The sequence below is a fragment of the Orientia chuto str. Dubai genome, assembly GCF_000964595.1.
Taxonomy (GTDB): Bacteria; Pseudomonadota; Alphaproteobacteria; order Rickettsiales; family Rickettsiaceae; genus Orientia; species Orientia mediorientalis.
In genome coordinates this window covers 1-4,477 of sequence record NZ_LANP01000039.1, presented here as the reverse complement: position 1 = coordinate 4,477, position 4,477 = coordinate 1, and the positions used below count along the sequence as shown (strand labels likewise).

Genomic DNA, 4,477 nt, shown 5'->3' with positions numbered 1-4,477 from the left:
GCTGTTAACCAAGTTTGCAACTGCAATTGGCATGCAATCTGATAATGGTCTTAAATCAAAGACTGAAGGTAATGACTGAAGATACGCTAAAATATTTGAAAAAAGAACAAACTAGCGTTCATGAATGGATGAAGCAAGCAATGATGCTTAATGCTAATCGTGAATCATATGATGATTGGCGTGAGAAATTTTCGTTAACAAGAATTTATCCTAATTTAGTTAGTATGAGCGTTGTTAGAGGGCTGTTTCAACAGTCATTTTCGTACTTGATAGCAGGAGAGAAATAGCTTCTCATATGATGCCTATTTTACATTCGGTATTTTTTGCTGTAGTAATCTCAATGATTTTCATTGTGTTCCCAATGAGTATGTTACCAGGTGGTTATAACATATTAAAGACCTGGGTTATGCTGATAATTTGGGTAGCAAGTTGGCCAGTATTTTTTACAATTATTCATTGTTTAGGAATGATTAGCCTAGCAAACAAATCTGGTGCACTTGGTGGCAGTTATGGTTTAAACATTCTGTCGCAAGGAAGCTTTGCAGAAATGATATTACACAGTTATGCAACATTTCAGATGCTATTAGCCTCTATACCGATGATATCTTGGGCAGTACTAAAAGCTTGTGCACATGCTACAGCTAACCTAGCTGGACAATTCTCTCCAATACCCGTTGCTAGCAGCTTAGGATCAAATGTAGTTGATATAAACTTTGATAATTACAATATAGGTAATAGAACCATTGCTCAGCAAAATTTTGCTCCTTATGTAAATTTGAGTCCCGAAACCATGGGCGATGGCGGTATAATAGTAACTACAACAGCTTATGGTAGTATCTGAAAGATTTTTTTAATAGTGACAGCAATTGATGTAAGTCCGTATATAATAACCAGTAGCTTTATTAAGATAACAACACTATTCAAGTAATAATATTAATTAAATAGTTTTATATTCTGTAATAAAATGATAATATGAAAATATATTAAGATCAGATTTTTATAATTGTAAATAGCTAATATAACAATATTTAAAGTTTTTGAAGAAGACTGATTTCATGCTTTTTATATTATTAAATAAAATATTATTAATCCATTGATTACTACTTAACAAAATTATTTGCAAAACAATTTAGGGCTTGTTATATCTTTTTTCCATATGGATCTTTGATAAAAATATTCCATAGAATATTCCTTACACTTTGTAAACCATCTATTACTAAACTATTTTTTACAATTTTCATCTCTAAATCTTCTATTTAATCCTTCCTAAGGCAAAACTGAGGTATTGTAATAATCACATAATCTTGCATAATAAATTAGTATCTTAAAATAATTTACTAAATTAAAAATGACTGTAATTACTAGATTTGCTCCTTCTCCTACTGGCACACTTCATATTGGTAATATTAGAATTGCTTTAGTAAATTGGTTATATGCTAAAAAGTATAATGGACGTTTTATTTTACGCATAGATGACACTGATCAAAAGCGTAGTAAGATAGAGCATTACGAAGGAATTATTAAAGATTTGAAATGGTTAGGGCTAGGCTGGGATAGCTGCTTTTTTCAATCTAGCAGATTTAACAAGTACGAAGTAGTTAAAAAGCATTTAATTAGCACTGGTAGGTTATATGAATGTTATGAAACTCCTGAAATGTTGGAAACAGAGCGAAAACGACAACTCAACTCTGGTTGTCCACCAATTTATAACCGAAAATCTCTTCAACTTACAACAGCAGAGAAAGCTAAATTACAAGCTAAGGGATATAAAGCTCATTATCGATTTTTAATGAATAATAGCAAACCAATAATTTGGAATGACTTAATTAAGGGAGAAATTAAATATGATAGTGCGAATATTAGTGATCCTATAGTTATTAAAGAGGATGGAACTATGATTTATATGCTATGTTCCGTTATTGATGATATAGAATATAAAATTAGCCATATAATACGTGGTGAAGATCATATTACTAATACAGCTATTCAAATTCAGATGTTTGAAGCATTAGATGCTATAATACCTCAATTAGGACATTTAAGTTTAATTAAGTCTAATAGTGGTAAAATTTCTAAAAGGATAGGCGGTTTTACAATAGATTACCTAAGAGATAAATTGAGTATTGAACCAATGTCAATTAATAATTTATTAGCATTGTCTGGCACATCAAATAATGTTAGCGCTCATTGTAACTTAGAATCACTTATAACTAAGTTTGACCTTAGTGCATTTTCCAAAAGTACAATTATTTATAATGAGAATGAGCTTATAACGCTAAATCATAAGCTTCTAATAAATACTGAGTATGATGACATTAAGGATCAGTTAGCTGCTATTGGATTATCTGAGGTGACTCAAGAATTTTGGCTAGCAGTACGAAATAATCTAAACACGTTAAATGATATAAAAATTTGGTGGCAAATATGCCATTCACCTCGTTTTACTGAGATTCAAGAGCAGGATAAAGATTTTTTAACCATTGCTGCTAAATTATTACCTTCAGGAAAATTCACTATTAATAGTTGTGATGATTGGATTCAAAATATTATTAAAGCAACTAATAGAAGCGGTAAAGCATTATTTATGCCTTTAAGGTTAGCTTTAACAGGTATAAAGCATGGCCCTGAATTAAGGGACTTGTTGCCATTAATTGGAGAAAAAGAAGTTAAAACAAGACTACTTAGATAAACAAATTTAGTAAAAAACATTATGGACTTATATATTTACAATACTCTATCTAGAAAAAAGGAAAAATTTGTTCCACTAAATAATAAAGCTGTAAAAATGTATGTATGCGGTCCTACAGTATATGATGTACCTCATATTGGCAACGCTCGTTCTATAGTAGTATATGATCTCTTATATCGAGTACTAAGCTTGCTTTATGGTCGACAAAATATAACTTATGTAAGAAATATTACTGATATTGATGATAAAATTATAAATCGAGCAAAGGAGCTTAAAATTAGTATATTCCAATTAACACATGAAACTACCATTAAGTTTCATGAAGATATGTTATATTTAGGATGTTGGAACCCTACTATTGAACCAAAAGCAACAGATAATATTGATGTTATGATTAATATTATTTCCTCTTTAATTCAAGCTGGACATGCTTATGAGACTGATGATGGGCATGTTTATTTTGATGTTAAAACGTTTCAAGAATATAATCTATTATCACACCGCACATTTGACTCAATGATATCAAATCTTGAAAAAAATCCTGAACAAAAAAAAAAATATTTTGCTGATTTTGTTTTATGGAAACCAGCAAGTAATAATGACGATATGGTTTTTAGTAGTCCTTGGGGGAAAGGTCGGCCTGGTTGGCACATTGAGTGTTCTGCTATGAGTTATAAATTTTTAGGAGAAAATTTTGACATACATGGAGGGGGAGCAGATTTAATATTTCCGCATCATACTAATGAAATTGCTCAAAGTAAATGTGCTTTTCCTAAATCTCATCATGCTTTATATTGGGTGCATAATGGATTTTTAACTGTAAGAGGAGAAAAAATGAGTAAATCTTTAGGTAACTTTATTACTATAAGAGATTTACAAAAACAAAACATTCCTGGAGCAGCAATAAGATTGATGTTTCTTAGTACACATTACCGAAAACCGTTAGATTTTAATGACAAATCCTTAAATGATGCAAAAAATACTATTAATTATCTATATAATACTATTAACGATGTAATGACAGTACAGCATCATGATAACTATAATCAAAGCAATAAGTTTGTTATTGAATTTGTTAATTCCCTATTAGATGATCTTAACAGCCCTAAAGCGATTGTATGCTTATTAGATATTGCAAAAAAAATTAGACAGCAAAGTCAATATAAATTTGCTTTAGCTCAAGCATTATTATATGCAGGAAACTTATTAGGAATATTACAACATTATCAGCATGCAGGAAATAACAATAATATAAAATATAACAATATAATAGAAGAGCATAAGGTTGATTTATTAATTGCTAAACGAACACAGGCAAAACAAGCCAAAAATTGGCATTTGGCCGATCAAATTCGTTCACAATTATTAAGTAAGGGAATTATTTTAATCGATAATGCAAATGGTACAACTAGTTGGAAGACGACAAAATAGCTTTTTATATAAAATACAAAGCACAATAGTACTCAAATAGATACTGCGTTGCAGCAGCAAAATTGCATCTACAACTATTAAGCGATAGAATTATTAACATAAAATTTTGCCGTTATATCGTTAGGATCATATCCTAGTGAAAAAGGTTGAAAGTCATATTTAATCTAAAGAAGAAGAAAAGTTAATTTTTGTTAACTTTCGCACTTTATAGAACCTGCTATTAACTTATGTTAACTTTTATTAATTTTTGTAATTAATATTCAACCTTAACTATAATTAAATTTACAAAATTTGTCAATATTATAAAAAAATTAATGCGAAAGGTCGAATATAAGGAGAATAAAATTTAGGAAATTT

Annotated in this window: 2 protein-coding genes and 1 pseudogene; all 3 read left to right on the top strand. The window is 29.7% G+C overall.

Annotated features, from left to right (window positions below):
* Nucleotides 1–832 (top strand): annotated as a pseudogene (locus OCHUTO_RS05610) (conjugal transfer protein TraG N-terminal domain-containing protein); the annotation flags it as partial.
* Between the two features lie 516 nt (nt 833–1,348).
* A complete protein-coding gene (gene gltX / locus OCHUTO_RS04625) occupies nt 1,349–2,689 on the top strand; it encodes a glutamate--tRNA ligase (RefSeq protein ID WP_045797611.1) in 1,341 nt (446 codons plus the stop codon).
* 21 nt (nt 2,690–2,710) lie between these two features.
* A complete protein-coding gene (cysS, locus tag OCHUTO_RS04620) occupies nt 2,711–4,120 on the top strand; it encodes a cysteine--tRNA ligase (protein WP_045797610.1) in 1,410 nt (469 codons plus the stop codon).
* The last annotated feature ends 357 nt before the right edge of the window (nt 4,121–4,477 follow it).

Coding starts and splice junctions, on each gene's coding strand:
- gltX (WP_045797611.1), top strand. CDS start 1,349: ATGACTGTAATTACTAGATTTGCTCCTTCTCCTACTGGCACACTTCAT.
- cysS (WP_045797610.1), top strand. CDS start 2,711: ATGGACTTATATATTTACAATACTCTATCTAGAAAAAAGGAAAAATTT.